20 protein-coding genes and 1 other RNA gene are annotated in these 24,344 nt (G+C 54.7%); 16 read left to right on the plus strand and 5 right to left on the minus strand.

Annotation, left to right across the window (positions count from 1 at the left end; all coding sequences use genetic code 11):
* Window positions 1-3: 3 nt before the first annotated feature.
* Window positions 4-462: a DUF1036 domain-containing protein gene (locus ACKPCT_RS01315; protein WP_175528123.1), complete on the minus strand. Its 459-nt coding sequence runs from the start codon at window positions 460-462 to the stop codon at window positions 4-6.
* Window positions 463-1,237: 775 nt separating this feature from the next.
* On the opposite strand from ACKPCT_RS01315, the gene ACKPCT_RS01320 reads away from it, so the two are divergent.
* The 5 genes from ACKPCT_RS01320 to metH all read left to right on the plus strand — a co-directional run bounded on the left by ACKPCT_RS01320 (window position 1,238) and on the right by metH (window position 8,022).
* Window positions 1,238-1,492, plus strand: coding sequence for a DUF2312 domain-containing protein (locus ACKPCT_RS01320; protein ID WP_090074184.1), 255 nt, complete (start codon window positions 1,238-1,240; stop codon window positions 1,490-1,492).
* A gap of 85 nt (window positions 1,493-1,577) precedes the next feature.
* Window positions 1,578-2,018 (plus strand): NUDIX hydrolase, encoded by a 441-nt coding sequence (locus ACKPCT_RS01325; RefSeq protein ID WP_319568159.1) that lies wholly within the window; start codon window positions 1,578-1,580, stop codon window positions 2,016-2,018.
* Between the two features lie 214 nt (window positions 2,019-2,232).
* Entirely contained in the window at window positions 2,233-3,225 is a 993-nt protein-coding gene (locus tag ACKPCT_RS01330; RefSeq protein WP_319568160.1) for an ArsR/SmtB family transcription factor, read from the plus strand.
* Between the two features lie 94 nt (window positions 3,226-3,319).
* Window positions 3,320-4,219: a methylenetetrahydrofolate reductase [NAD(P)H] gene (gene metF / locus ACKPCT_RS01335; protein ID WP_090074188.1), complete on the plus strand. Its 900-nt coding sequence runs from the start codon at window positions 3,320-3,322 to the stop codon at window positions 4,217-4,219.
* Window positions 4,220-4,323: 104 nt separating this feature from the next.
* Window positions 4,324-8,022, plus strand: coding sequence for a methionine synthase (gene metH, locus ACKPCT_RS01340; protein ID WP_319568161.1), 3,699 nt, complete (start codon window positions 4,324-4,326; stop codon window positions 8,020-8,022).
* A 645-nt stretch (window positions 8,023-8,667) separates the two neighbouring features.
* On the opposite strand, the gene ACKPCT_RS01345 is transcribed toward metH, so the two are convergent.
* On the minus strand, window positions 8,668-9,966 hold the full coding sequence (locus tag ACKPCT_RS01345) for an amidase (protein ID WP_319568162.1): 1,299 nt from the start codon (window positions 9,964-9,966) through the stop codon (window positions 8,668-8,670).
* A gap of 74 nt (window positions 9,967-10,040) precedes the next feature.
* On the opposite strand from ACKPCT_RS01345, the gene ACKPCT_RS01350 reads away from it, so the two are divergent.
* From ACKPCT_RS01350 to ACKPCT_RS01360, 3 genes are all read left to right on the plus strand, one after another.
* Window positions 10,041-10,742: an extensin-like domain-containing protein gene (locus tag ACKPCT_RS01350; RefSeq protein ID WP_319568163.1), complete on the plus strand. Its 702-nt coding sequence runs from the start codon at window positions 10,041-10,043 to the stop codon at window positions 10,740-10,742.
* Window positions 10,743-10,964: 222 nt separating this feature from the next.
* On the plus strand, window positions 10,965-11,675 hold the full coding sequence (locus ACKPCT_RS01355) for a TerB family tellurite resistance protein (protein ID WP_090074194.1): 711 nt from the start codon (window positions 10,965-10,967) through the stop codon (window positions 11,673-11,675).
* Window positions 11,676-11,740: 65 nt separating this feature from the next.
* Window positions 11,741-12,487 (plus strand): N-acetylmuramoyl-L-alanine amidase, encoded by a 747-nt coding sequence (locus ACKPCT_RS01360; protein WP_319568164.1) that lies wholly within the window; start codon window positions 11,741-11,743, stop codon window positions 12,485-12,487.
* A 91-nt stretch (window positions 12,488-12,578) separates the two neighbouring features.
* On the opposite strand, the gene ACKPCT_RS01365 is transcribed toward ACKPCT_RS01360, so the two are convergent.
* The 3 genes from ACKPCT_RS01365 to ACKPCT_RS01375 all read right to left on the minus strand — a co-directional run bounded on the left by ACKPCT_RS01365 (window position 12,579) and on the right by ACKPCT_RS01375 (window position 15,294).
* Window positions 12,579-13,007, minus strand: coding sequence for a glyoxalase superfamily protein (locus ACKPCT_RS01365; protein ID WP_319568165.1), 429 nt, complete (start codon window positions 13,005-13,007; stop codon window positions 12,579-12,581).
* A complete protein-coding gene (locus ACKPCT_RS01370) occupies window positions 13,004-14,413 on the minus strand; it encodes an MATE family efflux transporter (protein ID WP_319568166.1) in 1,410 nt (469 codons plus the stop codon). Before ACKPCT_RS01370 ends, ACKPCT_RS01365 begins: the two co-directional genes overlap by 4 nt.
* Window positions 14,414-14,625: 212 nt before the next feature.
* Window positions 14,626-15,294, minus strand: a complete 669-nt coding sequence (locus ACKPCT_RS01375; RefSeq protein ID WP_319568167.1) for a pyridoxamine 5'-phosphate oxidase family protein — start codon at window positions 15,292-15,294, stop codon at window positions 14,626-14,628.
* Between the two features lie 156 nt (window positions 15,295-15,450).
* On the opposite strand from ACKPCT_RS01375, the gene pdxR reads away from it, so the two are divergent.
* From pdxR to ACKPCT_RS01415, 8 genes are all read left to right on the plus strand, one after another.
* Complete coding sequence (pdxR, locus tag ACKPCT_RS01380) at window positions 15,451-16,938, plus strand: MocR-like pyridoxine biosynthesis transcription factor PdxR (protein ID WP_319568168.1); 1,488 nt, start codon at window positions 15,451-15,453, stop codon at window positions 16,936-16,938.
* 33 nt (window positions 16,939-16,971) lie between these two features.
* An RNA gene (gene rnpB / locus ACKPCT_RS01385) (RNase P RNA component class A) lies at window positions 16,972-17,357 on the plus strand.
* Window positions 17,358-17,764: 407 nt separating this feature from the next.
* Window positions 17,765-18,244 carry a division/cell wall cluster transcriptional repressor MraZ gene (locus tag ACKPCT_RS01390; protein ID WP_090074203.1) on the plus strand — a complete coding sequence of 160 codons (480 nt, stop codon included), beginning with the start codon at window positions 17,765-17,767 and terminating at the stop codon, window positions 18,242-18,244.
* A gap of 1 nt (window position 18,245) precedes the next feature.
* Window positions 18,246-19,286: a 16S rRNA (cytosine(1402)-N(4))-methyltransferase RsmH gene (gene rsmH / locus ACKPCT_RS01395; RefSeq protein WP_319568169.1), complete on the plus strand. Its 1,041-nt coding sequence runs from the start codon at window positions 18,246-18,248 to the stop codon at window positions 19,284-19,286.
* Window positions 19,283-19,654 (plus strand): cell division protein FtsL, encoded by a 372-nt coding sequence (ftsL, locus tag ACKPCT_RS01400; protein WP_090074206.1) that lies wholly within the window; start codon window positions 19,283-19,285, stop codon window positions 19,652-19,654. The genes rsmH and ftsL overlap by 4 nt, the downstream gene beginning before the upstream one ends.
* A 9-nt stretch (window positions 19,655-19,663) precedes the next feature.
* The gene (locus tag ACKPCT_RS01405) at window positions 19,664-21,397 is read left to right on the plus strand and encodes a peptidoglycan D,D-transpeptidase FtsI family protein (RefSeq protein ID WP_090074207.1); all 1,734 of its coding nucleotides are present in this window, start codon (window positions 19,664-19,666) and stop codon (window positions 21,395-21,397) included.
* A 44-nt stretch (window positions 21,398-21,441) separates the two neighbouring features.
* Window positions 21,442-22,938 (plus strand): UDP-N-acetylmuramoyl-L-alanyl-D-glutamate--2,6-diaminopimelate ligase, encoded by a 1,497-nt coding sequence (locus tag ACKPCT_RS01410; RefSeq protein ID WP_090074210.1) that lies wholly within the window; start codon window positions 21,442-21,444, stop codon window positions 22,936-22,938.
* Window positions 22,935-24,338: a UDP-N-acetylmuramoylalanyl-D-glutamyl-2,6-diaminopimelate--D-alanyl-D-alanine ligase gene (locus ACKPCT_RS01415; protein ID WP_319568170.1), complete on the plus strand. Its 1,404-nt coding sequence runs from the start codon at window positions 22,935-22,937 to the stop codon at window positions 24,336-24,338. The genes ACKPCT_RS01410 and ACKPCT_RS01415 overlap by 4 nt, the downstream gene beginning before the upstream one ends.
* The last annotated feature ends 6 nt before the right edge of the window (window positions 24,339-24,344 follow it).

Genomic DNA, 24,344 nt, shown 5'->3' on the forward strand with positions numbered 1-24,344 from the left:
TCCCTATTCTTGATCGGTCAATTGAACCGTATAGTCTTGTTTCCCGGCCGTATCCACTTCGAAAAAGCCGGTGCGTTCAAATCCTCTTGCAACGCATTCCTGTGTGCCTTTGATCTTGAACTCAAGATCCTGGGTACACATGAATGAATCACCGTTCCACTGACCGCCCTTGTCGTAGTCTATAGCGTGAATGAGATAGCGGGTTTTGACGAGCAGGCCCTTGAGCACCGTCTCGCATTTTTCCGGGTCCAGATTCCACCAGCCTTCGCTGATCCATTCACCTTTTAACTCGTATCCAATAGCCAGTCCGACTGTGCTGCTTGTCTTGTTGCAAACCCGAAGGTCTGCTGCTGCATCAAGGCTGCTTGCTACCAGGAGCATCGTGGTCAGAGCCAATGTCTTGCCCTTGATAGAAGCAAGGCATCGAGCAATCGTCTTTGCTTTTTGTTTCCAGTTAAACATGGGGCTCGGTATCGTCTTTTCTTTTTTTAGGAGAGCCGCCAACTGTTTCGCGTTTCATGCATCTATTGTCAATGTATATATCCTACATTAGTAGAATTTTTTTGACATGATGGAGAGGGAGTTATCCAGCTCTTTGTCTGTTCTTTTTCTTGAGGCCTTTTTGCTTGCATATAGACAGGGGCTGAAACAGAGGCCTGCGGAAATCCGGTCTTTGCGCTTGGTCGCTCTAACGGAGATTTTCACAAGGGCCCTCGCACGAATAGCGGTGTATGTTGACGGTATTATGACCTGAACGGCAGCATTATAGTAGGGTCAAAAAGGGGTAAGCAATCTCGACCTTTCGTCTAATGCACTGACCGCTCCCAAGAGGCCAGTCTGCCTGGGGACTTTGGAGTAATTGGGGCGGTGATTTGGGATTTGCTCAAATTGATGCTTGTTCTGCACATCATGCTGGCTATTATGTGCCCCTGCGAAAGATCGCGCCCTTATGATCTTGGCGGCTCTGTCTACCATGGCTCAGGATGTCGAGCGGACCTCTTCTTAAGGTGCCAAACAGGCCCGGGGCTTTGTTCGGGCGTTCTGGCTTCATATTTCAATCCTGATGTTTTCCAGAGTTGGGGACTGGTATAGGGTCTGGATAGATGTGGCCTTGTTCTCGCCGCGATGGCGCGTGTTAATCTTGTCGCAATAGAATTTGGTTAGAGAGCGGTTAAAAGAAGCTGCTTGTGGGCCATGGCCCGGTAGCAGGCTTCAGAACCCAATATTGGAGTAGGGAATGTCAAATACTGGTGGTGTCGCCGCTGATCAGTTGCGTGCTTTTGTGGAGCGTATCGAGCGACTGGAAGAAGAAAAAAAGGCGATCTCAGACGATATCAAGGACGTGTATGCTGAAGCCAAGGGCAATGGCTATGACGTCAAGGTGATGCGGCAGGTTGTGCGCATGCGCAAACAGGATAGCAACGAGCGGCAGGAAATGGAAGCTTTGCTGGATCTGTATCTGCATGCTTTGGGTATGGCGCCAAGCGAATAATTGATCAAATTCTGTATGGCCGGTCTGTGTGGCCGGCCATATTCTTCAGAAGTCTATTCTTGTCCTGTTCTTTGGCGCCTTTCCCATGAATGATAATCAGAAACAAAAGCCGCGCGTTGCTGTGCTCAGTCTGGTGGTCAGGGGGCGTCATATTCTGCTGGTCAGACGCGCCAATCCGCCTGATGCTGGCAAATGGGGCTTTCCCGGAGGCAAGGTTGAATTCGGGGAAACTCTGGAAATGGCTGCCCAACGGGAGCTGTTTGAAGAAACCGGTATTCGTGCGCGCGCGGATCGCATTCTGACGACGCTTGAAGCTTTCTCCCGCGATCAGTCCGAGCGATTGCAATTCCATTATGTCATGGTGGCTGTTCTGTGCGAGTGGCAGGAAGGGGAGCCGGTGGCCGGGGATGATGCTCTTGAGGCTGAATGGTATCACGCCGATGATCTGCCGTGGTTTGATCTGGCCACCAGCGAAGATGTGCCTCGGGTGGCGGAAATGGCTTTTGAGGCCATGCAAAAGGCTTGATGGGGCAAGGCTCCGATGCTTGATAATCAGGTGATGGCTGATTATCCGAGCCGAAAAATCTTATCCTTCTCACTTTTGATTTTACAAAAATCTTGTTGACGATGTGTGCTTTAGACCTCTGTGCGGTCTGAAATGGTGGATAGCGCATGCCTGTCGCTCTTGTCTTTTGAATTCTTATGTCATAAAGATATCTTTATATCTTTGAGGTGCTGGCATGTTGTCATTGGATGAAATCGTTGGGTTGTTGAAAGCAAGCGGGGAGCCGACCCGTCTGCGCTTGTTGGCGTTGCTTGCTGAAGGGGATCTTTCGGTCAAGGATCTGACAGCCATCCTGCACCAGAGCCAGCCGCGCATTTCGCGCCATCTGAAGCTGCTTTATGAATCCGGATTGGTGGAGCGTTTGCCTGAAGGAGCGTGGGTTTATTATTGCCTGACGCGGGATAAAGCCAAGGGCGATCTCATTTCGGCATCCCTACGTCATCTGGATCAGCAAGACGCGATGATCCTGCGCGACAGAGACAGGCTCAGGCAAATCAAGGAAGCCAACGCCCAACAGGCTACGGACTATTTCAAGCAGAATGCCGATCGCTGGGACGAGTTGCGCGCCATGCATGTTCCTGAAAGTGCGGTTGAGCGGGCTATTCTGGAGGCCCTGGGCGATCAGGAGATCAGTCAGTTGCTTGATCTGGGTACGGGGACGGGCAGCATTCTCTCTTTGCTAGCGGATCGATGCCGCGACGGCCTTGGACTGGATTCCAACCGCTCGATGCTGGCGATCGCCCGCTCGCGGCTGGACGGGCCAAATCATGGTCATCTGCATGTTCAGCAAGGCGACTTGCTCGATCTGGCTACGCTTGATCGCAAGTTTGACCTTATTACCATTCATCAGGTCCTGCATTATCTCGATGACCCGTCGGCAGCCTTGCAGGAAGCGGGACGGGTTTTGCTACCGGGCGGGCGCATTCTCGTTGTTGACTTTGCGCCGCATGACCATGAATTCTTGAGAAAGGATCACGCGCACAGGCGATTGGGCTTCTCCCACGATGCCATGCGCCGCTGGATGCAGGAGGCCGGCTTCTCCGTGACGCTGGCCAGAGATCTTGGATATGAGGGACATGATCCGGCTTTGGCTGGAGAGGCCCTGACCGTTTCGATCTGGCTGGCTGAAAAGACCGACGGCTTGGTTGCCGCAAAAGAAACAGACTGAACAGAGCCTTCTGAAGTCCCAAAGACATTCGACAGTATGAAACAACGCGGCGCTCTGCCTCCCGGAGACAGCCAGCGTGAATGAGAGAAAAATTATGAGCCATAACGCAGAACCCAGCGGTCGCCGCAGCAAGGAAACGCACAAACTCAATGTGTCTTTCGAGTTCTTTCCTCCCAAGACCCCGAAGATGGAAGAGAGCCTGTGGGCCAGTGTCGAGCGCCTTGCTCCCTTGCAGCCGGAATTCGTTTCAGTGACTTACGGGGCCGGCGGCTCCACGCGTGAACGCACCCATGCTACCGTTAAGCGGATCATCAAGGAAGCCGGGATTCCGGCTGCTGCCCATTTGACATGCGTGAGCGCCACGCGTGAAGAAGTGGACGCCGTTGTGCGCTCCTATGCCGAAGTGGGCGTGACCCACATTGTTGCCTTGCGCGGAGATCCTGCCGCCGGAGTGGGTGAGAAATATGTGCCTCATGAGGGCGGCTATATTAATGCTGCAGACCTTGTAGCCGGGATCAAACGCGTCGGAGATTTCGAGGTGTCCGTCTCCGCCTATCCGGAAAAACATCCCGAAAGTCCGGATTTTGCGACAGACATTGAAATGCTACGCCAGAAGGTGGAAGCAGGGGCAACCCGCGCGATCACGCAATTCTTCTTTGATAATGACCATTATGAAGCCTATGTTGAGCGGGTCAGACGCGCCGGTATTTTCATTCCGATCGTGCCGGGCATTCTGCCGATCCATAACTTCGTTCAGATGGCCGGTTTTGCTTCTCGCACTGGCGCAAGTGTGCCGCAATGGTTGGCCAACCGGTTTGAAGGATTGGAAGATGATCCCGAAACCCATCGTCTGGTGGCTGCGGCTGTTGCTGCCGAGCAGGTGGAAAATCTGCGTTCTCGCGGGGTGGACGATTTCCATTTCTACACCATGAACCGGGCGAACCTGTCCTATGCGATCTGCCATATGCTCGGCATGCGTCCGGTTAAGGCATAAGACCTCAGCAATAATTCAGGACTAAGCTATCTTTGAGCTATTCGGGGACCCGTTGAGCGGACAAACCGTCCGCTCCGCCCTTTTGACGTTAAGGAAATTCGATCATGCCGATCTTGCCATTAGCCCCCTCCTATGACCAGCTGACCCAATTGGCCGCTGAGCGTATTCTCATCTTTGATGGCGCCATGGGTACTATGATCCAGCGTCTGGGCCTCACCGAAGAGGATTTCAGAGGTGAGCGTTTCAAGGACTGGAAACAGGACCTTAAGGGCAACAATGATCTGTTGTCCATCACCAAACCTGACGCCATTCGCGACATCCATCGTCAGTATTTAGAGGCGGGTGCGGATTTCGCCGGTACCAACACTTTCTCCTCTACCACCATTGCGCAGGCCGACTATGGCATGGAGCAGCTGGCCTATGAGCTGAATGTGGAGAGTGCAAAGGTGGCCAAAGAAGCTGCCGAGGATGTAGAATCGCGTTTTCCGGGCCGCAAATGCTTTGTGCTTGGGGCCATGGGGCCAACCAACCGAACGGCCTCCATCTCGCCTGACGTGAATAATCCCGGTTACAGGGCTGTCAGCTTTGATGAGCTGAAGGCTGCCTACAGGGAAGCGGCAAAGGGGCTGCTTGATGGCGGGGCGGATGCGCTGACGGTCGAGACCATTTTTGATACGCTGAATGCCAAGGCCGCGCTTTTTGCCATTGAAGAGGAATTCGAAGACCGCGGCATGCGCTGGCCGGTGATCATTTCAGGCACCATTACCGATAAATCGGGCCGCACGCTTTCCGGCCAGACGGCGGAGGCATTCTATCACTCCGTGCGTCATGTAAAGCCGTTTGCCGTGGGGCTTAACTGCGCGCTTGGAGCTGCCGAACTGCGCCAGCATATCGATGCGCTTTCCCGCGTGGCTGAAACGCGGATCTCCACTTATCCGAACGCCGGTCTGCCCAATGAATTTGGCGAGTATGACGAGAGCCCGGAACATATGGCCAGCATCATTGACGGGTTTGCCCGCGATGGTTTGATCAATATTGTCGGCGGTTGTTGTGGCACCACGCCGGACCATATTCGCGCCATTGCCGAAACGGTGAAGAAATATGACGCCCGTGCCATACCGACAATGACGCCCTATATGCGTCTGTCCGGTCTGGAACCCTTCACGCTGACGCCTGAAACCAATTTCGTCAATATTGGCGAACGGACCAATGTGACCGGTTCGGCCAAGTTCAAGCGTTTGATCAAGGAAGGTGACTTCGAAACGGCTCTTGATGTGGCACGCCAGCAGGTGGAAAACGGCGCACAGATCATCGATGTGAATATGGATGAAGGGCTTCTTGATTCAGAAGAAGCGATGGTGACCTTCCTCAATCTCATTGTGTCCGAGCCGGATATCTCCCGCGTGCCTGTGATGGTGGACAGCTCCAAATGGAGCGTGATCGAAGCGGGCCTCAAATGCTTGCAAGGCAAGTCTGTCGTCAACTCGATCTCCATGAAGGAAGGCAAAGAGGCCTTTGTTGACCATGCCAAGACCATTCTGCGCTATGGCGCGGCTGTGGTTGTCATGGCGTTTGATGAAGACGGACAGGCGGATAGCTACGAGCGCAAGATCAACATCTGCAAGAAGAGCTACGATATTCTGGTCAACGAAGTTGGGTTCCCGCCTGAAGACATCATCTTTGATCCGAACGTCTTTGCAGTCGCCACCGGTATCGAGGAACACAACAATTACGGCGTTGATTTCATCAATGCGACCAAGTGGATTCGGGAAAATCTGCCCGGCGCTCATGTGTCTGGTGGCCTGTCGAACCTTTCCTTCTCCTTCCGGGGCAATAATCTTGTCCGTGAGGCGATGCATTCGGTGTTCCTGTATCACGCCATCAAGGTCGGGCTTGATATGTCCATCGTCAATGCCGGTCAGCTGATGGTCTATGATCAGATCGACAAGGAGCTGCTGGAGCGCATTGAAGATGTCGTCATGAACCGGCGCGATGATGCGACGGATCGGCTTCTGGAGATCGCCGAGCGCTATCTCAACCAGAAGGGCGAACACAAGGTGGCTGATCTGGCCTGGCGCGAGCTGCCGGTTGAAAAGCGGCTCGAGCATGCGCTGGTCAAGGGCATCAATGATTATGTCGAGGAAGATGTCGAGGAAGCTCGCCAGAAGTCAACCCGTACGCTTGATGTGATCGAGGGGCCGCTGATGGACGGCATGAATGTGGTCGGCGATCTGTTCGGCGATGGCAAGATGTTCCTGCCGCAGGTGGTCAAGTCGGCACGTGTGATGAAGAAGGCCGTTGCCTATCTGATGCCTTACATGGAAGAAGAACAGGACGGCGATCACCAGAGCGCTGGCAAGGTGCTGATGGCGACCGTGAAGGGCGACGTGCATGACATCGGCAAGAATATCGTCGGCGTTGTGCTGCAGTGTAACGGCTATGAGGTGGTCGATTTGGGTGTCATGGTGCCTGCCAATGATATCCTTGAGGCTGCACGTCGCGAGAAGGTCGATATCATCGGCCTTTCCGGTCTGATCACGCCCTCGCTTGACGAAATGTGCCATGTGGCAGCGGAGTTGCAGCGCGAGGGCTTTGATCAGCCTTTGATGATCGGTGGCGCAACCACCTCGCAGGTGCATACGGCGGTGAAGATCGACCCCAACTATGACAATGGTCAGGCGATTTATGTCACCGATGCAAGTCGTGCGGTTGGTGTGGCCACGCGGCTCCTGTCTCGGGAAAAATCGGAATATGTGGCTGATATCAAGAATACCTATATTCAGGTACGCAGCAAACATGAGGCCGCTCAGGACAAGAAGAACCGTCTAACGATCGATAAAGCGCGTGAGAATGCCTTCAAGATCGACTGGAACACCTATAAGCCTACCAAGCCAAACTTCATTGGCACGAAACGCTTTGAAAGCTATGATCTGGCTGATCTGGTGCCCTTCATCGATTGGACCCCTTTCTTCTCCACCTGGGAGATGAAAGGGCGCTATCCGGCCATTCTCGACGATGATGTCTATGGTGAGGCTGCGACCAGCCTGTTCAGCGATGCGCAAGCCATGCTCAAGAAGATCGTTGACGAAAAATGGCTGACGGCGCGGGCCGTGATCGGGTTGTGGCCTGCCAATAGTGTGGGCGACGATATCGTTGTCTATACCGATGACAACCGGGTGCAGGAAGCGGCTCGCTTCTATGGTTTGCGTCAGCAAATGGCGGGACGGACGGCGCGTGCTCGTGTTGCCATGGGTGATTTTATCGCTCCGGCCGATAGCGGCATTGCGGATTATATCGGTGGCTTTGCCGTATCGTCAGGCTTTGGTGAGGAAGAGCACGCCAAGGCGTTTGACGCGGCGGGCGACGATTATTCCAAGATCCTGTTGCAGGCTCTGGCTGATCGTCTGGCTGAAGCCTTTGCAGAAGCGATGCATGCCAAGGTGCGTAAGGAATTCTGGGGCTATGCAAGCGATGAAAAACTCAGCAATGAGGAGATCATCGAAGAGCGCTATGATGGCATCCGTCCTGCGCCGGGCTATCCTGCCCAGCCGGATCACACTGAAAAGCGGACGCTCTTCAGCCTGCTTGATGCGGAAGCCCAGACCGGGATCAAACTGACTGAAAGCTGTGCCATGATGCCCGGTTCAGCTGTTTCAGGGATCTATATTGCGCATCCGGATAGCTACTATTTCGGCGTTGGCAAGATCGAGAAGGATCAGGTTGCCGACTATGCGGAACGCAAGGGATGGAGCTTGGAAGAAGCCGAAAAATGGCTGGCACCTATCCTGAATTACAGGACCTGATGGCAGGAGGCCTGTTCTCAATTGCAAAGGCAGGTCTCAGATAGGAAAGCGGATTTTTCGCCAAGTATTCACAAAGTAAAAAAGCCGGGCATTGCCCGGCTTTTTTACTCGCGTGCTGGCGAATAAAGTTGCGTCTTTTCAAGGGTATGAGCAAGACAGCCTCACTGCCTAGCGCAATCGTCGTTGCCTCCTCCTCAAATAATGCCAACGACAATAGCAGCGATGAATACAAAGGCCGCACAAACAAATATTATGTTCATAGATTTGACCATATAGCCTCTCCTCCTAGCCTTTCCTTCATGACGTGAAGTCTACGGCAACTTTCAGAATTCGCGAAATGAAAAAGTTGGTGCAGCGCAGAGAAGGGGGGTAACTTTGTTACCAAATTATGAATAAGTCCTTGAGGCGCCTTGGGTTCAAGTGCGACAATCATGTGACAGAAAAACAGGGGAAAGATAACAGATATTGCGCTGCAGCATGCGAAAAATCGTAAAAATTGCCCCTCGTTTTGCTGCTTAGAGAATGGCCATGTGCCTATTTTCTGTTCTTTGAATTGCCTAAATTGCATGCGCATCGGAGAGCCGAATTCGGCTCCGATCCGTTTCTAGCGGGTGATATGCGGCATAGAACTTTGGCCGTTTCGCCTCAGCCCTTTAAATGGCGCAGTATGGCGCCTTCGAGCCAATGGGCGATCTGGAGCGTTGACTGGTCTTCACCCTCCGGTCCGATCACCTGAACTCCAAGTGGCAGGCCGTTCTCTGTCTCAAGCCCGGTAACATTGACGCACGGGGTATGGAGAAGGGTCCAGATACGGTTGAATATGGGGGAGCCGGTGGAGGCTAGGCCTTCCGGAGCAGGGCCGGAAGCGGAAAGACTGAGCAATGCATCCACGTCCTCGAATTGCTCTCTTAATTCTCTTCTCGCCGTGCGGGCGCAAATCAGGGCTTCATCATAATCCGATGGCGTGATGGTCTGGGCAAAATCGAGTGTCTGCCTGAGCAGTGGGCTCAACTGGTCAGCATGGTTCACATATTCCCATGCCAGCGCTTGGGAAGCCTCGTAATCCTGAATGATCTGGTGCGCTTTGAAAGCACTGAGGAAATGCTCGCTTGGTTTCAGCTCGACAACGGGCGTTCCGAAGCGCTTGAGGCTTTCAACCATCATGTCGAAGCGGGCGACATAGTCGGTATCTGCTTCCTGCCATGTGCGGCAGCGAATGATGCCCAGCGTCGGCTGCTTGAAGGGAGCCTCGGGATCAACCTGAAGGTTGCGGCCTGTTATGGCCGAGGCGGCAAAGGCACAATCGGCCACCTTGGCCGCGAACAGCCCGGCCGTATCCAATGTCCAGGAAAAATCCTTGATGCCGACTTTGGGCATGAGGCTGTAGCTTGGCTTGTAGCCGGTAACACCGCAATAGGCAGCCGGGCGAATGATGGAGCCGCCCGTTTGTGTTCCAAAGGCCAGATGGGCCATGCCGGAGGCCACGGCCGCCGCTGAGCCGGAAGAAGAGCCTCCGGGGGTATGATCGAGATTGTGCGGGTTGCGGGTCTGGCCTGGATCCAGAAAGGCAAACTCCGTCGTTATCGACTTTCCGATCACAGTGCTGCCCGCTTTTCTTGCCATGGTCACAAGGGCTGCGTCACGCACCGGTTCGTGGCCCCGGTAGATGGGCGAGTTATATTCTGTCGCCAACGTACGGGTTTCGAAGATGTCCTTGACGGCAAGCGCGATACCGGCAAGAGGGCCTTTCGCTTCTTTCGCTTCGTTCACCGCGTGGCCGTTGATGGAGACAAAGGCGTGGATCTGCTGTTCGATGAGAGCGAGGCGCTGAAGGCAGGCTTCGATAGAGTCTGCAGGGGAGAGGGTTCCTGCGTCGATTGCCTTGAGCGTATCGAGAAGGCTGACCGGGGCGACGAGATCTTTCACTAGCGATGCTTGAACCATTGCGCTGCCTTTATGTTAACCTTTTCTCTTCAGGATGCGCTGAATTGAATGTGGCTGCAAGCGGGAATCAAAATATGATGAAGCTCACGATCACGAAACGCTCCCTTCTTGCATTGTTGGTAGCTCCGGCAACCCTGACCAGCTGCGGTGGATTTCAGGACCTTGAAGAGATTCCGCAATCGGATTTGCAGAGTGAAGCCATCTGGCCAGACAAATCCATTTCTGCTCAAAAATGTCCAATTGTTGAAAAAGGCTATGTGGATGCAAAAGCCCTGCCTGCGATCAATGGAAAGTGGGGATGTGGCAGCAAGGCGCCATTCGCTGTCTCGGCTTTGGGTGGGCGCTATCCTGTTGCGTTCAACAGGGATGCGACGACCAACTGTGTGATGACCTCGCAGCTTTATCGCTATTTTTCAGAGGTCGTTCAACCGATGGCGCGCGACACGTTGGGCCAGCCGGTTGTTGAAATCAGGGTGGCCGCATCCTATTCCTGTCGCCCGCGCAACAACAAGCGTGGGGCCAAGCTCTCCGAGCATGGACGGGCAAATGCAATTGATATCAGTGCCTTCACCCTTGAGGATGGGACGGTGCTGACCGTGGAGGATGATTGGGCCAAACGGAACCGGAAGGGAAAGTTCCTGCGCAGCATCAACCGGCAGGCTTGCCGCTATTTCACAACTGTTATCGGACCGGGCGGCGACAAGTATCACCAGAATCATATCCATCTTGATCATGGCCTGCATGGCAAGGCGGGAACCTGGCGTGTGTGTCAGTAGAACTACGCGGAGTTGCCCCTTAGGTTGAGGTTGTTGGTGTGGCTTTTGTCTCTTAAGCGGGCTTTCCCTATTCTCCTGCGCAGTTTTCGGGCACAAAGCTGCCTCATTGTGGCAAGTCGCCTTTTTTTGGCTAACAATGGCTCGTAATTCCGGCGCTTATCACATAAATTGATCGCAAGCGCAGGAATGATGCTTGCGAGGAATGGGTGTTCAGGAGATCTCATGAGCATTTGGAGCCAGATCGGCAGTTTGATTGAAGACCTCCGTCAGAGTGAAGCGATTTCTCAATTCGTGGAGAAGGTCGCTACCACCGTGCGGGGGCTTGGCAGCGGCATAGATCGCAAACAACTCACCTTTACGGTCGCTGTGATTGCTTTGTCTGCCAAAATGGCCAAGGCTGACGGGGTCGTGACGCAGGATGAAATCAATGCCTTCCAGACACTCTTTTCCATCCCTGAAGGGGAAGAGCGCAATGTGCAGCGCATGTTCAACCTGGCCAAGCAGGATGTTGCTGGTTATGAGGCCTATGCCAAGCAAATCGCCGCTCTTTATGAAGACGACATGGAGCCGCTGGCCGATATTCTGGATGGTCTGTTCATGATTGCTGGCGCTGATGGCGTCATGCACAACAGGGAAATGCTCTATCTGGAGCATGTGGCGGAAATATTCGGCATTCCCGAGCGCTGCTTCGAGCGCATCAAGATGAGCCATGTGAAGCCGGATGAACAGGACCCCTATACCATTCTGGAAGCCGAACGCTCCATGAGCGACAAGGAAATCAAAAGCCACTATCGCAAACTGGTGCGAGAGAATCACCCTGATCGGTTGATTGCCCGAGGTGTGCCCGAAGAATTTGTGCGGATCTCCACCGAAAAGCTGGCTGCCATCAATAACGCATGGTCAATGATTGAGATTGAGCGCGGCTTGCGCTAAGAAACGGTCGGTCTGACGAACCCGCTCAGATCCTTTATCCTATTTGCGGTTTCATGGAGAGTGTCATGCCGTTCGAAGCACAGACAAATTGCCCCTGCGAGGACAAACCTTCCCCCAATTTCGGTGAGCGTAAAGATGGTCGCAAGGTCGATATGCTGTTGCTCCATTATACGGGTATGGAAGATGATGCGCAGGCTCTGGACTGGCTCTGCAATCCCGAGAGTGAAGTCTCTGCCCATTATTTCCTGCATCGTGATGGCACGATTGTGCAGCTGGTTGATGAATCCAAGCGCGCCTGGCATGCCGGCGATGCCTATTGGAAGGGCGAGACAGACATAAATAGCTGCTCGATCGGTATCGAAATTGCTAATGCCGGGCATGAAGAGTTTGGTGAAAAGCAGCTCGACATCCTGCACATGCTCTGTATGGACATTATCGCGCGCAACGAGATTCCCAACTATCGCGTTCTAGGCCACTCTGATGTATCGCCGGGGCGCAAGGTTGATCCGGGCGTGAAATTCCCATGGAAGCAGCTGGCGGCAGCCGGTGCCGGACATTGGGCCGATCCCGAGGTGTCTGGCGGTGGGCGCTTCTTCCAGTTGGGCGACGAGGGGCAACCCATTCAGGCGCTGCAATCAATGTTGGCTATTTATGGCTACAACGCACCGATCACGGGTGTTTTTGATGAGCAGACCGAGAAAGTCGTGCGGGCGTTCCAGCTTCATTTCCGGCCCGAGCTGGTCGACGGCGTGGCAGATACGACCACCATTTCCACGCTTTACAAGCTAAATGCCGGACTGCCTCAACTCTGACCTTCTGGATTGGAGATGAGGGCGACAGCTTTTTGTGAAAAAGGCGCGGGCTTGGGGCTCGCGCCTTTCTTTTTCGCTTCTATTGGCAAGCCTAGATTTCGAGGATCATGTGCGGGCGACCATCAGAGGTTTTCTCTCTGGTCGTGCCATCTGGTCCGATCACCTGTGAGGTGCGGCTTCGATAGTTGCTCATGCCCTCGAAGGTGATGACATCGACCGGCTGGTCAAATTGGAATGTCAGCCGATACGTACCATCTGAGAGCTTTTTGACGGCGATGATCTCTGCTTGAAATGCCTGCGAGAGATAAAGTCCGGATACGCGATCGCCCTGTTGCCACGCGCGGGTGGGGCGGTTGCCAAAGCGGGCGAACATCGTGTTCCAGTCCCGAAAGCCATATTGCTGGGCGATCAGTTCCAGTGATTTGCTGTGTGAGATCTCCAGTCCGTCGTCCTTCAGTTTGGAGCGTAACAGTTTGGCCTGCTTTTTGGCCTCTTCAGCCGTTGTGGGACTATTGCTCATTTTTCCGTCTCCCTTGGGGTTGTGAAGAGGCCCCATCTGCGGTTTGTTCTCTGGGCTGTTTGCATGAGTAAGAGAGTTGTCGTGCCGAGCAGCAGCAATTCTGCAATAGGATTGGCAAGCCAGATACCCCGTTCTCCCAGCAGGAGCGGCAAGGCAAACAGCAGTGGCAGCATGAAGATGTATGACTTCGTCAAGCTGAGCATGGCGGCTCGTTTGGCGTCGCCAATGGCTTGAAAATAGGCCGCAACGATGCGTAGAGGCCCCGCAGCAATGATCATGAGCGTCATCAACGGCATGATCCGCCCCACCTCGGCAATCACGGCCTCTTCATTGACGAAAAGCCCGCCGATGGCTCTTGGCAGAAGCAGGAACAACAGTTCGGCGATGAGGCAATAGACGAGTGCCAACACCAATGCAATGCGCAGACTTGCATCTGACCGGTGCCACTTTTGTGCGCCGAAATTGTTGCCCGTGATGGATTGCATCGCAAAGGACAGACCGAGTAACGGCAGGAAGTAGAAGGTCATGATGCGCGTCGTTATGCCGAAGGCCGAGATTGTCACCGCATAATTGGGGCTTGCCATCCACTGGGTCGCCATGATGGTGGCTGTGGAGACAATGGACATGCCGATAAAGCTGAGGCTTTGTGGCGCGCCGAGGGCCAAAATGGCCTTCCAGTCACTCAACGGCGAATGCCTGACAATCTCCGTCGGGGTGAGTTTGCAAGCTCCCCAATGGCGATAGGCAATTACGATGACAAGGGCCAGTCCCTGCGCTGCTGCCGTGCCATAGGCCGAACCGGCAACGCCCATGTTCATGAGAGCGATCAGGACATAGTTGAACAGGATGTTGGCCAGCGTCACCAACAGGCTCATGGCGGCCATGAGAGGGGCGTGCCCTTCGTTGCGCAGGGCGTCGCCATGCAGCGCCAGAATGAAGACAATCGGAGTGGCCAGTATTGTGATGCGCAAATAGATGTGTCCCATCGTTGAGAGAGCATCATCACCGCTCGCCATGAGCATCGTGATGTGATGGCCAAACAGGAGGAACGCACCGATCAGCAGGATGCTGATAAGAAGGGCGAGCCCGTGGGAGCCGGAAAAGAGCTGTCTCGAGCGGAGCATATCGCCTGCGCCCAGATGCCGGGCAAGCAGCGAGGACATGCCGCTTGAAACCAGCGTGGAGAGCGCCACGACGAGCATATAGATGGGAAACATCAGTGTGACGGCCGCAAGGGCCTCTGCACCGACATAGACACCAAGATAAATGGCATCCACGACAGCCAGAAGACCGTTCATGCTCATCACGAAGATGATGGGTAGGGCATTTTGGGCAAAAAGCGACGCAAGGGAGCCTTGGGTAAAGGAATTGCGCGCAGTTGATTTGCGTGAGGTGTCTGATGACATCTCAGCCTCCTTTAGAACGCATTTCTTGACTTTGGACGGGGCTCGCATTGCCAACCGCATGAAATGCATGTGGGGCTGAAATAATCAGAATTTGATAACAGAGCTTCACCATGACCCGAAGGCCTGCGAGCGGCCGGTGTCTGCAACCGTCCGGGGGATATATCCCTGCACCTTGCTTTTGTCAAGCTGAGGGCGCCGCTCGCCGGGCTGTGTTATCGACGGCTGGTCAGTTTGCGTATGCTTTCGGCGACAGGAATGCCTGCCTTGAGCCGTGCATCGTCGATGGCCGGGCCAAAACTGGTGCTGATGGGAACCACGCCAGCCCAGAAATCGAGGTCATAATCTTCTTCGTCATCGATCGGCATGCCGCCACGGATCTTGGAGGCAGCCTGTTCAATCGTGACGGCAATCACGGTTGTGGCGTTGATTTCCTTCTTGGTTGTTTCCCGTGTCTCATCCCAACGGCCCGGAGCCAGATGATCGGTGATGGCGACCAACGCGTCGTATTTTTCCTTCTCGTCTTCTACCAGACGGGCGGTGCCGTGAATGTTGGCAGAGCGGAAGTTCATGGTGTGGTGAAAGGCTGCGCGACCCAGTACGAGGCCATCCACCAGCGTCACATTGAGGCAGACGGGCAGGCCTTCCTTGAGCTTCTTGAGCATGCGGGCCGCTTTTGCGCCGTGAATATAGATCTGGTCGTCAATGCGGCCATAGGCCATGGGCAGGACAATCGGCTTGTCATCCAGTACGAATCCGACTTGGGCGATGAGGCCTTCGTCCAGAATGGCAAACAGGGTGTCCCTGTCGTAATTGGCGCGCTTGGCAACCCTGATCTTGTTGGTCGGGGTGACGGGAAAACGGTCTTGTGTTGGTTCGGTCATTGGTCTGTCTTTTGATCTATCGGGCGTCTGGTCAAATAGAGCGCAGGTGTGCCTTGAACATGGATGTATAGGCGTATGGCCCATCATTTGGCTTGATTGAAAGACAGGTTTGGCTCTAAATAAAGAGCCATAGTTGTAAATTTAATGGAGCCAAATATGCTGGCGGCGCAGATAGAGCTGGATCGCAGTGACACGGATGGGCTGGCGCGGCAGCTCTTCTTGCGCATTCGGCAGTTGATTGAACAAGGGCGTTTGAAGCCGGGAACGCGCCTGCCAGCCTCACGACAGTTGGCTGCGGACTTGGCTGTCGGGCGCAATACGGTGCTGTTTGCCTATGAACAATTGGGGCTTGAAGGCTATCTGGAAGCGGACGGGCGACGTGGAACGCGCGTGAGTGAAGCATCGCGCGGGTTTCATGGTGGGCATTTTGGTGAAGGAAACGAAGAGGCGGCGCTGTCTTCTGCAAGGCTTTCCCAAAGTGCCGATCGGATGATGGCCGTGCCCCGACGTGATAAGCCCGGCTCTCTCACTTTCCTGACCGGCATGCCGGACGTGAAGGATTTCCCCCATGATGTCTGGGCGCGTTTGTTGCGCCGCGCTGCGAGGCAGGTTGCGCTGCATGAAGAGATGTTGGGCTATGCCCATTATTCCGGTTTGCCAGCGCTTAAAGAAGCGATTATCGAGCATGCCTCGGTGGCGCGCGGAGTTGTTGCGGATGCGGATCAGGTCATGATTCTTTCCTCGGCGCAGGCTGCGCAGGATCTGGTGGCGCGTCTGTTGCTCGATGAGGGGGATGTGGCATTGCATGAGGAGCCCGGCTATGCGGGCATGACGGCGGCTCTGAGCGCCGTGGGGGGCCGCTGCTTGCCCATTCGCATTGACGATGACGCTCCTTATCTGGCCCTTGCAGGCGACGCTGGTTTGTCTTCGTCCCCCCGACTTATCTACAGCTCGCCCTCACATCAGTTCCCGACGGGTCGGACCATGGCGCTGGAAGAGCGGCTGGCTCTTTTGCGCTATGCGCAGAGGAAGGAGTGCTTCATCCTTGAAGATGATTATGACAGCGAGTTTCATTTTTCCGGCGCTCCGATTTCCAGCCTGCAAGGCCTGGATCGGCGCGGTGTCGTTATCTATATGGGCACCTTTTCAAAGGCGCTTAATCCCGGCCTTCGGGTGGCCTATCTTATTGTTCCTAAGAGGCTTGTTGATCCTGTCAAACGCTGTTTGCGCAATGTTGGTGCGGTGCCTCCGGTTATCGTGCAATGGGCCTTGAGCGATTTTCTGCGCGAAGGCTATCTTCGCAGCCACATTACGCGCATGACGCGGGTTTATAAGGGCCGGCGTGATCGTCTGGTGTTGCTGTTGCAAGAGAGGGTCGGGGCATGGTTGCGGCCTGCGCTTCCTGATGGGGGCATACAGCTGCCAGCCTATTTTCATGGAAAGGCAATGGGGCTGGATGATCGCGCGCTGCTGGATGCCATGTTGACAAGGGGTATGGAGGGGGCGGCCTTGTCGTCTCTTTACTGGTCGGGCGAAACCTCGCCAAAGCCTGGCGTGCTTTTAGGCTTTGCGGCCAGTGATGAGGGGGCGCTTGCCAAGGGCGTTGATCAACTGGAACAGCTTCTTTGCCAGATGGCCCCTTGACCTTGAGCCGTTTAGGGCTTAGTTCCCATCGCACCAGTCGGTCGGGCAGCCGCACCGGTCGCGCGAAAGCAATCCGGTGAGGAAAGTCCGGGCTCCATGAAAGCACGGTGCCGGGTAACGCCCGGCGGAGGCGACTCTAGGGAAAGTGCCACAGAAAGCAAACCGCCTGACTACGGTCAGGTTAGGGTGAAAGGGTGAGGTAAGAGCTCACCGCGCCTTCAGTAATGAAGGTGGCAGGGTAAACCCCACCGGGAGCAAAACCGAATAGGAATGATGCGGGCTTCGGCCCAGCCGGCTTTCAGGCCAGTCATTCGGGTGGGTTGCTAGAGGCATTCAGCAATGGGTGCCGCAGATGAATGGTTGCCGCGCAAGGCCTCGGTCTTGCCGTACAAAACCCGGCTTACAGACCGACTGGTATTTCTTTTCTTAACAATTTGGCAACAAAAACCCTCTTTGTGGACGGCTGTCTGCTTTGCAAACCGCTGGCAGATTGATTTTTGCACTTTTCTACATGTGATTTGGAAAGCGTTAGCCAACGCTATTTGTCGTTTTAGCCAAAATACTTATCCCGATATTATTTTTGTTGCGTCTGTTTTTCTGGTTTTTCGCAACTCTTTGTTAACGTTAACTTTCTTAGACTATCTCTCTTAAGAGGTGTGTTCTGAATCCATCAGAATCCATTGACGCCCATAATATCCCATGGTATCCCATTAAGGGTGATGCTCAGACCATGTCGTTAGTAATGACCTAACAAGTAAAAAATCGGTTCAACGACTGTGTCAGCGAGCAGACAAGCGGCGGTGTAGGCTTTCTGAAGGCAGTGCGTATGGACGATTTCGTGTCCAATTATGTGAATCGGCTGGATTCAAAGGGTCGGGTGTCTATCCCGGCGCCTTATCGGCAGATTCTTGCCCGCGAAGGCACTGAAGGACTGTTTTGCAGTCCATCTATGGACCGTGCTGCTGTCGATGCTGGTGGCCATGGTTTGCGCAAGGCAATTGATGAATATCTCGAGCCTTTCGATGTTTTCACCGAAGAGCGCGAGATACTTGCAACGGCTCTGCTGGGTGAAAGCGAGAGCCTGAAGATCGACAAGGATGGACGCGTGGTATTGAGCGAGAAAATCAAGGCGCATACCGGTATCACGGACTCTGTGGTCTTCGTGGGGCATGGCTATAAGTTCCAGATTTGGCAGCCCGAAAAATATGAAGCTTTCAAGGTGGAAGCCGCCAAGGAAGCAATCGCGCTTCGCAAATCCTTGAGCGCGCGCCGTCAGGCGCTGCGGCAGGCAGGGGAAGGAGCGTAATATGACATCTTCCACACAAATGGACCCAGACGGCTCTGGCTCTGCAGCGCGCCATGTGCCTGTTCTGCTCAAGCCTGTGATTGATGCGCTTGCACCCGAGGAAGGGCAGTGGGTTCTGGATGGGACCTTCGGTTTTGGCGGCTATTCGGAAGCTATTCTCAAGTGCGGCGCCAATGTCCTTGGTGTGGATCGTGACCCGGAAGCGGCTGATCGTGCGGCTGTGCTTCAGGCGCAATATGGCGATAAATTGAAATTCGTGGCGGGATGCTTTGGCGAGCTGGCGGACATCGCCGACGAAGCAGGGTGCGCGCCGCTTGATGCTGTCGTGCTGGATATCGGCGTTTCATCCATGCAGTTGGATGAGGCTGAACGCGGCTTTTCCTTTATGAATGACGGGCCTCTGGACATGCGCATGTCCCAGAGCGGACCGACAGCGGCGGATGTCATCAACGACTATTCCGAGGCAGAGCTGGTGCGGATTTTTCGCGAGCTTGGTGAGGAAAAGCAGGCGCGCCGTATTGCTGGGTCCATTGTGGCACGTCGTGGCTCCGTTCCTTTTTTGCGCACGCTGGATCTGGCCAATGTGATCGAGCGTGTCGTGGGCCGTAAACCCCAGCAGAAAATTCACCCAGCAACCCGCGTTTTTCAGGCTCTGCGCATTTTTGTGAATGGTGAGCTGGACGAATTGGTTGATGGGCTCGTCGCCGCTGAGCGCTGCCTGAAGCCGGGCGGCAAGCTGGTTGTTGTTACCTTCCACTCTCTGGAAGACCGGATTGTGAAGCGCTTCTTTCAGGAGCGTTCGAAAACCCATGCAGGCGGATCTCGTCATATGCCGGAGCAGGATCTGGCGGCTCCCAGCTTTGACATGCTGGTGAAGGGCGGGGTTGGGCCTGATGAGGAAGAACTGGAGCGCAATCCGCGTGCACGCTCGGCCAAGATGCGAGCCGGAGTGCGGACAGGTGCGGCTCCTCATATGTTGGATGCGAGCGGGCTTGGATTGCCCCGAATGTTGGCGGAGAGCCGCTCTGGAGGCCTTTCATGAGCAGACTCATCAATTTTCTTCTCGTTCTTTTTGCTCTGATGGGAGCCTTCTGGCTCTTTCAGGTGAAGCATGAGGCCAAAGAGGAGGGGGAGAAAATCGCCATCTTGAAGGGGCAAATCCAGGATGAGAAAGACGCTCTTCTGCTGCTCAAGGCAGAGTGGAGCTATCTCAACCGCCCCCAGCGTATCCAGCGGCTGACGGATGAGTTCTCTGATCAGTTGGGGCTGAAGACGATCGAGCCCTATCAGATCGGTGATATCGGCGATGTGCCTGATCGTTCGGGCGAGGCTACGCTGCCCGGTGCCGTGGTTGATGATCTGGAAGAGCTGCTTGAGCACGCTCATCCCGCATCAGCGAAAAGGCAATAGGGGGCGGTCATGGTTGATACTTCTGGCGAATTCAACATAGCAAGCACGATCGATCACCGTTTCGATTTCGAAGGGGCGAACAAGGAACGATCACGGGCAACGCGCGGGCGTATCCTGATGGCCATGGGGGTCTTCGGTTTGTGCTTCATGGCGATGTTTGCACGTCTTGTCATGCTTGGGCTGGATAGCCCTGCAATGGCGCAAATGGGCTCTGCCCAAGGCGCAATCGCGACGTTCCGCCCTGATTTGGTCGACCGCAATGGCGAAATTCTGGCAACAGACATCAAGACTGCCTCTATTTATGCCGAGCCGAACCGTATTATTGATGTGGAAGAGGCTCTGGATGCGATTACGGGTGTGTTCCCGGATCTGGATTCCCAGTCACTGCGCCGTCGCTTGTCCAACAAGAAGCTTGGCTTTACCTGGATCAAGCGCGAGGTGACACCAAAGCAGCAGCAGGCCATTCACGAGAAGGGTATTCCGGGGCTTGGCTACAAGAGCGAGAATAAGCGCTTTTATCCCGCAGGGCCGACCGCTTCCCATATTCTGGGCATCGTCAATGTCGATAATGTCGGTATTGCCGGTATGGAAAAATATATCGACGCCGCTGGTTTGGCAAAGGCTGATGGCGGGCCTGCCGGGAGCTCGATGGAGCCTGATCCTGTCAAATTGTCCATTGATTTGCGCGTGCAGCACGCTCTGCGTGATGAATTGTACAAGAGCATGACCAAGTTCAAGTCGATTGCGGCTGCGGGCATCGTGCTTGATGTCAAGGATGGGGAAGTGCTGGGCATGGTTTCCCTGCCGGACTTCGATCCCAACAATCCGGTCGATGTCAACAAACCAGATCGTCTGAACCGCATGACCGCAGGTGTTTATGAAATGGGGTCCGTCTTCAAGACCATGACGGTGGCCATGGCGCTGGATTCCGGCTCGGTTCACCTGAATGACAGCTTTGATGCGCGCCAGCCGATCCGTGTGCGGGGCAGCACCATCAGCGACTTCCATGCTAAGAAACGGATTCTGTCGGTTCCTGAGATCTACATCTATTCATCCAACGTCGGGTCAGCCAAAATGGCGCTCAAGGTTGGCAAGGAAGGTCATCGGGACTTCCTGCGTAAAGCACATCTGCTTGATCGCGTGAGAACAGAGCTGCCCGAAACCGCAGCGCCGGTCTATCCATCGGTAAAGCGCTGGACCGATCTTTCCACCATGACGATCAGTTTCGGCCATGGCTTGCAGGTGACGCCTTTGCAGTTTGCTGCTTCTGCTGCGGCTCTTGTAAATGGTGGCTATTATGTCAAACCCACTTTCCTCAAGATGAGTGATCAGGAGAAAGCCGGCGTCGATCATTCGGACCGTGTTGTCAGTGAACAAACGAGCGCCGAGGTGCGTTATTTGATGCGTCTTAATGCGGTCAAGGGATCTGGCAAGCGCAGCCGTGTTGATGGCTATCTGGTTGGTGGCAAAACGGGCACCGCCGAGAAGGTGGTTGACGGCAAGTATGACAATCATAAATTACGCAACTCATTTCTGGCTGCTTTCCCGATCGACAATCCGCGTTACATCGTTCTGGTGATGCTCGATGAGCCCAAAGGCCTCAAGGAAACCTACGGCTATGCGACCGCTGGTGTGAATGCCGCGCCCACTGCAGGGGCAGTTATCCGCAGAGTGGGCTCTATTTTGGGGGTTAAACCACGATTTGGACAAAAGATAGTTCCAACCGTCGAGGCATCCTTTTAAACCTTGGGGTAAGGTTGTCGTGAATCGGGCCGGAGTGCTGTTGGATGAAAGTGGTGGAATTGCTGGGCGGACTTGAAGAGCCCATTGCGGATTTTCTTTTGGTGAATTTGGGCGAGAAGGATGTAACCGGTATTACCGGAGACAGTCGTCTCGTTGAAAAAGGGTTTATCTTTGTCGGGGTGCCTGGCTCGCAGGTCGATGGGGCGCAATTTGTTCCCAAGGCTCTGGAGCAGGGTGCCATATTGGCGATCATCTCTGATCAATCCGCGTTGCCTCGTGATTTTGACCCTAGCGGTAAGCCTATTTTCCGTCTGCAAGATCCGCATCTGGCTCTGGCCAATCTGGCTGGGTCATTCTACAAGGTGGCGCTTGAAAAGGTTGCCGCTGTAACCGGCACCAACGGTAAAACCTCCATCGCTTCCTTCTTGCGTCAGATCTGGGCGGCCAGTGGCCAATGCGCGGCCAATATTGGCACGATCGGCATTGAAGGCCCTTCGGGCAGTTCCTATGGTGGCCTGACGACCCCGGATCCCGTTGGCATGATGCAGAGTGTGAGCGCTCTGGTAGACGAAGGGGTGACCCATCTAGCTCTTGAAGCGTCCAGCCATGGTCTGGAACAAAAGCGCCTTGATTGCCTGCCGGTCGATATCGGCGCTTTCACAAACCTTACCCGCGACCATCTGGACTATCACGGTACCCTTGAGAATTACCGCGATGCCAAAAGTCAGCTCTTTTCCCGTTTGGTCAAAGCTGATGGAACGGCGATCATCAATCTTGATGATGCCAGCGGCGCTCATTTTCTGGCCGTGGCCAAAAAGAGGGGGCTGACATGCCTCACGGTTGGCCATGACAGCAAGGCCGATCTGGTCATTCAGTCCATCTTTGTTGAGGGGCTCGATCAGATTGTCACGCTTTCCGGGCTCTGGGGAGATGTTTCTTGCAAGGTGCCGTTGGTCGGGGCCTTTCAGGTTTCCAACGTGTTGGTTGCCGGCCTGATGGCTCATGCCAGCGGCGTTGAAGCCGCTGATATCCTCAAGGCAATTCCGGAGCTCAAGGGGGCTTGCGGCCGCATGGAGCTGGTTGCTCATGCGGGCGAAGACACCGCCATCTATGTTGATTATTCCCACACGCCGGATTCTCTGGAAGTTGCGCTCAAGGCGTTGCGGCCTTTCGTCAAGGGGCGTTTGATTGTTGTCTTTGGCGCAGGTGGTGATCGGGATACGGGCAAGCGTCCGATGATGGGACAGGTGGCTAATGATTTCGCCGACTATGCCATTGTTACCGACGACAATCCGCGTTCGGAAGATCCTGCCTTTATCCGTGCTGCCGTCATGGAACCCGTTGAAAACGGGGTCGAAATCGGCGGTCGTCAGGATGCCATTTCCTATGGTGTCGACATGATGAAGCCGGGTGACATTCTGCTGGTTGCCGGCAAGGGCCATGAGCGCGGGCAGACCGTTCTGGGCGAAACGCTTCCTTTCTCCGATCATGAGGCCGTTGCCAAGGCTTTGGCAGAGAGTGGCAAGGGAGAGATGGTGTGACTGCACTTTGGGCATCGGGGGAATTTGTTCAGGCCATTGCGCCGCTCGGTCAGCCCGGGGCGATTGACGATGTGTCGGGGATTTCTATCGATAGCCGCACAGTGGGCGCTGGCGATGCCTTCTTTGCCATTAAGGGTGATCGCTTTGACGGGCATGCCTTTGCGCGCGCGGCTCTTGATGGCGGAGCTGCTGTGGTCGTGCTGGAAGAGGCACAAAAGAGCGATTTTTCAGATCTCACTGAACGGGTCTTGTTCGTGGATGATGTGCTCAAGGCGTTGGAGCGCCTTGGTTGCGCTGCGCGGGCGCGTGTGGCTGGCAAGGTTATTGCCATTACCGGCAGTGTGGGTAAGACGAGCACGAAAGATGCTTTGTGGGCTGCCTTGAAGCCGAGCGGCAAGGTGCATGCTGCCGTATCGTCTTTCAATAATCACTGGGGCGTTCCCCTTACGCTTGCGCGCATGCCTCGCGATACAGAATTCGGCATTTTTGAAGTGGGGATGAATCATCCCGGTGAGATTCGTCATCTTATCGGAATGGTGCAACCGGATCTGGCGGTGATCACCACCATCGTTGCTGCGCATATTGGAAACTTTTCCAGCATCGATGACATTGCAGCAGCAAAGGCGGAAATATTCGAGGGCGTGGTTCCCGGCGGAGCTGCGCTTTTTAATGGCGATATTGCGTTTGCCGACTTCCTTGCAGAACGGGCAAAGGCTGAGGGCGTTGCCCATATTTACCGCTTTGGACGGACTGCGGGCGCAGATGTGCAGCTTTCTGCGCTTGATCTTCAGGCGGATGGTTCAGATGTATCTGTTGATCTGCTCGGTAAGATGGTGCAGTGCCATATCGGCGCTCCGGGTGAGCATTTGGCGCATAATGCGCTGGCTGTTCTGGGGGCTGTGTCCTTGGTGGGGGGGGATGTGAAGGCTGCGTCTGAAGCGCTGGCTGGCCATGGGGCCAGCAAGGGGCGCGGGCAGCGTCATACCCTCTGTGTGGAAGGGGGCGACTTGCTTGTAATCGATGAGAGTTACAACGCCAACCCATCCTCTATTGCCGCAGCCCTTGCTGCGCTGGGGCTGATAACGACGTCTGGTCGCAAGATCGCCGTATTGGGCGATATGCTTGAGCTTGGTGACGACAGCAAGGCCATGCATGAAGGTGTGCTTGAGCCTTTGTTGGCCGCAGATGTTGATCTTGTTTTTCTGTGCGGGCCAGAGATGGCCCATCTTTGGGAAAAACTACCTATGACACGGCGCGGTGCCTATGCTAAAGCGTCGGCTGACCTGATTTCCCCTGTTCTTGCTGCTGTCAAAGCAGGGGATTCAGTCATGGTCAAAGGCTCCCTTGGCTCCAGAATGGCCCCGATTGTGGCGGCTTTGTTGGAAGAATTTAAGAAATAAACCGGA

Source organism: Cohaesibacter marisflavi, from assembly GCF_963665895.2.
Lineage (GTDB): Bacteria > Pseudomonadota > Alphaproteobacteria > Rhizobiales > Cohaesibacteraceae > Cohaesibacter > Cohaesibacter marisflavi.